The 5709-nt window shown below is 73.6% G+C and carries 4 protein-coding genes; 3 read left to right on the top strand and 1 reads right to left on the bottom strand.

All coding sequences use genetic code 11. The features are described from left to right. Positions 1–748, bottom strand: a 748-nt coding sequence (locus AB0O00_RS27735) for a TetR/AcrR family transcriptional regulator (protein WP_363656261.1), incomplete at its 3' end; no start/stop codon positions are given. A gap of 177 nt (positions 749–925) precedes the next feature. Here AB0O00_RS27735 and AB0O00_RS27730 point away from each other — a divergent pair. The 3 genes from AB0O00_RS27730 to AB0O00_RS27720 all read left to right on the top strand — a co-directional run bounded on the left by AB0O00_RS27730 (position 926) and on the right by AB0O00_RS27720 (position 5675). Then, a complete protein-coding gene (locus AB0O00_RS27730; RefSeq protein ID WP_363656259.1) occupies positions 926–2632 on the top strand; it encodes a DUF885 domain-containing protein in 1707 nt (568 codons plus the stop codon). A 215-nt stretch (positions 2633–2847) separates the two neighbouring features. Then, complete coding sequence (locus AB0O00_RS27725; protein WP_363656257.1) at positions 2848–4425, top strand: MFS transporter; 1578 nt, start codon at positions 2848–2850, stop codon at positions 4423–4425. Positions 4426–4673: 248 nt separating this feature from the next. Beyond that, on the top strand, positions 4674–5675 hold the full coding sequence (locus AB0O00_RS27720) for a serine protease (protein WP_363656255.1): 1002 nt from the start codon (positions 4674–4676) through the stop codon (positions 5673–5675). Positions 5676–5709 lie beyond the last annotated feature (34 nt).

Below are 5709 nucleotides of genomic sequence, written 5' to 3'. Positions count from 1 at the left end.
GCCGCTCGGCCCGCGGCGCGTCCGGCCCCTCCAGCGCGAGCAGTGCGGCCAGCACCTGCGCCGTCTGCGGATCGTGCAGCGCCGTCGCCGCCGCCATCGCCGTGAACTGGTCGACGAGCCAGTCGCGCAGCTCGGCCACCGGCAGCGCGCGCCCCTCGTCCAGCCAGCTCAGCGACGCCCCCTCGACCACCGCGATCCACGACCGCACCAGCAGCGTGAGCCGCGGACCCGCCTCCCGGACGCCCAGGTGCCGCAGCGTGCGCCGCAGCGCCGCCCGCCGGACGTCGTCGACGATCGCCGAGGTGCGGGCCGTCTCCACCACCGAACCGCCGCGCAGCAGCGCCGAGTAGCCGGCGTCGTGCTCGGCGACGAACGCGAAGTAGCCGTCCAGGACGGCCGACAGCTGCTCGGACGGCGTGCCGGTGAGCGGGACGGCGAACCGGCTGGTCAGCTCGTCGGCGGCGGTGCGCAGCGCGGCCTCGTACAGCTGCTGCTTGCCGCCCGCGAAGTAGCGGTAGACGAGCGGGCGGGACGCCCCGGCGGCCTCGGCGACGTCGTCCAGGCCGACCTCCTCGGGGGCCCGGGAGGCGAACAGCTCCAGGGCCACCGCGATCAGTTGCTCGCGCCGCTGCTGGACCGGCAGCCGCCGGTAGCCGGCGCGGCGCGAGCGCGGGCCGGGGTCGGCCTGCGGGTCCGCCGGGCCGGATGCGGTGGTGGGGCTGGCATCCATGGCGCTCATGGTCGTCAGCGTAATGGGCGTCGCCGCGATCGGATCCTGTCGCGCGCCGATGTTCTCGAACGGCTGTTTGCCGGGCGGTTCCGAACGGATGTTGCGGGCGCGCGGCGGGCCGCCGGCCACCCACAGGCCACCCGTACCGCCGGGGAAGGGGGTTGCATTCGGCCCGTGCCGCGAAATGATGTCCGAATGGTTGAAGAACTGATCACCTCCGACGGCACCACCCCGCGCCGCATCGCCGACGGCTACGTCCGCGACCTCGCCGAGCTCGACCCGCTGACCGCGGTCTACCTGGGACTCAACCCCGAGGACGACCGGCTGCCCGACCTGTCCCCGGCCGGCGCGGAGGCGGTCGCCGACCTCGCTCGCCGCACCCTGGACCGGCTCGCCGCCGCCGAGCGGGCCGGCGCCGCCGAGGACGAGGCCGAGCGCCGCTGCGCCCGGCTGCTGCGCGAGCGCCTCAGCGCCGAACTCGCCGTCCACGACGCGGGGGAGGGCTACCGCGCGGTCCGCAACCTGGGCTCGCCGGTGCACAACGTGCGTGACGTCTTCACCCTGATGGCCACCGAGACCGAGGAGCAGTGGGCGGTCGTCGGCCGCCGCCTGGCCCGGGTGCCGGTGGCGCTGGCGCAGTACCGGGAGACGCTGGCCGGCGGCATCGAGCGTGGTCTGCTCTCCGGCCCCCGCCAGGTCGCCACCGTGGTGGGGCAGTTCGGCGAGTGGCTGGCCGGGGATGTCCCCGGCGGGTGGTTCGGGCAGTTCGTGGCGGAGGCGCCCGAGGCCCTGCGCGAGGAGCTGTCGGCGCACGCCGTCGCCGCCGCCGGGGCGCTGGCCGAGCTGCGCGACTGGCTGCGCGACGTCTACGGCCCGGCCGCCGACGCCGCCCCGGACACCGCGGGCCGCGAGCGCTACGGCCGCTGGGTCCGCTACTGGACCGGCTCCGACCTGGACCTGGACGAGGCCTACGGGTGGGCCTGGAGCGAGTTCCACCACCTGCTGGCGCAGATGGAGGCGGAGGCCGAGAAGGTCCGCCCGGGCGCGGGCCCGATGGAGGCGATGAAGTGGCTGGAGACGGACGGCGAGGGGATCACCGGCGCCGAGGCCACCCGTGAGTACCTCCAGGGCCTGATGGACCAGGCGATCCGCGACCTCCAGGGCACCCACTTCGACCTGGCCGAGCCGGTCACCCGCGTCGAGTCGATGATCGCCCCGCCCGGCAGCGCCGCCGCGCCGTACTACACGGCCCCCTCGCTGGACTTCACCCGCCCCGGACGGACCTGGCTGCCGCTGCTCGGCCGCGAGCGCTTCCCGGTGTGGGACCTGGTCTCGACCTGGTACCACGAGGGCGTCCCCGGCCACCACCTGCAGCTCGCGCAGTGGAACTACGTCGCCGACCGCCTCTCCACCTACCAGGTCAGCCTCGGCGGCGTGAGCGCCAACCTGGAGGGCTGGGCGCTGTACGCCGAGCGCCTGATGGACGAGCTCGGCTACCTCACCGACCCGGGACACCGCCTGGGCTACCTCAACGCCCAGATGATGCGCGCGCTGCGGGTCATCGTCGACATCGGCATGCACGTCGGCCTCGACTTCCCCGCCGAGTCCCCGTACCGGCCGGGCGAGCCGGTGAGCCCGGAGGCCGCCCGCGAGTTCTTCGGCCGGTACTGCGGCCTGTCCTCCGACTTCCTGGACAGCGAGCTGGTCCGCTACCTGGGCATGCCGGGCCAGGCGATCGGCTACAAGCTCGGCGAGCGCGCCTGGCTGCGCGGCCGGGCGGCGGCGAAGGCGGCGCACGAGGCGCGCGGCGAGGAGTTCGACCTCAAGGCCTGGCACATGGCGGCCCTGTCGCAGGGCTCGCTGGGCCTGGACGACCTGGTCGAGGAGCTGTCGGCGCTGTAGCGGCGGCCGGGCCCCGGTCCAGCCGGGGCCCGGACGTTGGGTCCGGACGTAGGCCGCAGGTCTCGGAGCCCCTGGTCCTTTCGTCCGGCCCCTCTTATTCCATTGGTCTGATATGGGTCGATTTGGTGAGGTTTTTCCTTGCCATTCGTCCGCGTGCGCGTTTGGCTGGAAGGCGACTGCGTGACCTCTCCGTACGACTCCGGAAGGCTCGACCAGTGTCTGCGCAACCCGCCACCGGTCATGAGGCAGTGGACAGTCGTCGCTGGTGGGCGCTGGCGGTCATCGCCGTCGCCCAGCTCATGATCGTCCTCGACATCACCATCGTGAACATCGCGCTGCCGTCGGCCCAGAAGGCCCTGGGCATCTCGGACGCGGACCGGCAGTGGGTGATCACCGCCTACACGCTCGCCTTCGGCGGTCTGCTGCTGCTCGGCGGACGACTGGGCGACCTCTTCGGCCGCAAGCGCGTCTTCACCGTCGGCCTGCTGGGCTTCGCCCTCGCCTCCGCCCTCGGCGGCGCGGCGGCCTCGCCGGCCATGCTGTTCGGCGCCCGTGCCCTGCAGGGCGCGTTCGGCGCCCTGCTCGCCCCGTCCGCGCTGGGGCTGCTCTCCACCACGTTCACGAACCCGAAGGAACGCAGTACGGCCTTCGGGATCTTCGGCGCGATCGCCGGCAGCGGCGCCGCGATCGGCTTCATCACCGGCGGCCTGCTGACCGAGTACCTGAACTGGCGCTGGTGCCTGTTCGTGAACACCCCGATCGCCATCGGCGCCGCCCTCGCGGCCTACTCCGTGCTCCAGCGCGACCACGTGGCCAAGGGCCGCCGCATCAAGCTCGACCTGCCAGGCGCGCTGCTCGGCTGCACCGGCCTGCTCGCCATCGTCTTCGGCACCTCCGAGGCCGTGACCCGGGGCTGGGCAGACGGGCTGGTCATCGGCTCGCTGCTGCTCGGCGTCGCGCTGCTGGCCCTCTTCGTCCTGGTCGAGAAGCGCACCGACCACGCGCTGCTGCCCGTACACATCGTCGCCGAGCGCAACCGGGGCGGCGCCGCGCTCTCGGTCGGCCTGGCCATGGTCGGCATGTTCGGCCTGTTCCTGTTCCTGACCTACTACCTGCAGGTGATCAAGCACTTCTCGCCGGTCATGTCCGGCGTCTCCTTCCTGCCGATGACGGCCGCGATCATCACCAGCTCGACCGGCTTCGCGGCCCGGATGATGACCAGGGTGCCGTCCCGCAACCTGATCGCGCCCGGTCTGCTGCTCGCCGCGGGCGGCATGGCCTGGCTGACCCAGATGAAGGTGGACAGCCCGTGGGCCGGCATGGTGCTGCCCGCCCAGCTGCTGCTCGGCTTCGGCATGGGCCTGGTGTTCATGCCGTCGATGAGCCTGGCCACCCTGGGGGTCGCCCCGAACGAGGCCGGTGCCGCGTCGGCCACCATCAACTCGGCCCAGCAGGTGGGCGGTTCCGTCGGTACGGCGCTGCTGAACACCATCGCGGCGAGTGCCACCGCCACCTACCTGGCCAGCCGGCTCGGGGCGAGTCCGCTGGTCAAGGCGCAGGGCGCGGTGCACGGCTACGCGGTCGCCACCTGGGTGGCGATGGGCGTGCTCATGCTGGCCGCGCTGGTCGCGTTCCTGATGATCGACCACCGGCCGGCCCCCGGTGAGGCGACGGCCGTCCCGGGCGGCGCCGAGGCCGAGGCGGCCGGGGCGCAGGCCGCCGGCGTCGTGGACGGCCGGCCGAGCGCCAAGGCGGGGGCGATCTCCCCGGCGGAGCGCCAGCGGGCCACCTGAAAGTTTCGCAAGGCCTCGCAGTCACCTCGGTGCCTGCCCGACCCCCGGCCACCGTCCGGGGATCGGGCAGGCACCGCCGTGCTGCGCGCCCACCGGAGCCGAGGAGCCGGAGCCGAGGAGCCCGTGTCAACCACCGCCGGATGACGGCTTTTCTCATGGAGATCCAAGTCGCGGGTAACAACTTTTCGAGCCGGAGGCGTCATAGTCAATGACCGGACAACGCCGCCTCCCGGGCAGGAGAGACTCGCATGGGCCAGCATCGCCGCACGACCCCGCGACGCAGATTCCTGGCTCCGACCCTGCTCACCGCGCTGTCGGCGGTCACGGTGGCCGCCGTCGTGACGGGCATGCACTCGCTGAGCCCGTCCGAGGCGACGGCCGCCAGCAGCCCGACCCGCACCTCCCCGAGCGCGGCGGCGCCCGAGTCGCCGTCCGCCGCCGCACCCACAGCCGCGCCCGCGCCCGCGTCGACGTCGCCGCTCGCCGAGCCCACGCCGTCGGGCACCCCGACGGAGTCGGGCGACACCCCGACGTCCACCGCGTCGCCGACGCCCACCGAGGCGCCCACCCCGACGAAGGCCCCCGGGACCCGCGCGCCGAACCTCGGCAGCACCGCGGCCGCCCCGGCGACCTCCGAATCGTCCACCGTCGGCGCGCTGTTCACCGGCTCCGTCGCGGCCGGCAACCACTTCTGCACCGCGAGCGTGGTGCACAGCGCCACCGGCAACCTCCTGCTGACCGCCGCGCACTGCCTCACCAGCACCGACGGCGTCGTCTTCGCACCCGGCTACCGCGACGGCACCGCGCCGTACGGCACGTGGCAGGTGACCGCGATCCACACCACCACCGGCTGGTCCCAGAAGGGCGACGTGGACGAGGACTTCGCGATCCTGGAGACGGCCCCCAGCAACGGCCGCAAGGTCGAGGACGTGGTCGGCGCCAACCGCCTGGGCACCGACGAGCCGTTCGGCGCCACCGTCCGCCTCTACGGCTACCCGGCGGACTCCGATTCCCCGAGCCTGTGCACCAACACCACGGACAAGCAGGCCTCGTACCAGCGCGTCATCAGCTGCCCGAGCTACCCGGCCGGCACCAGCGGCGGCCCGTGGATCAACACCGCGACCGGTGACGTGGTCGGCACCATCGGCGGCTACCAGCAGGGCGGGGACACCGACGACGTGTCCTACAGCGCCTACTTCGACCACACGATCGCGACGCTCTACTCCCAGGCCGAGGCCGCCGCCTCCTGAGACCCGCCGCCCGGCCGCCCACCCCGCGGCCGGG

Origin of the sequence: Kitasatospora sp. NPDC093558, assembly GCF_040683475.1 — a bacterium.
Classification (GTDB): domain Bacteria; phylum Actinomycetota; class Actinomycetes; order Streptomycetales; family Streptomycetaceae; genus Kitasatospora.
The sequence above is the reverse complement of the archived record's forward strand: the minus strand, read 5'-3'. Positions and strand labels throughout refer to the sequence as shown.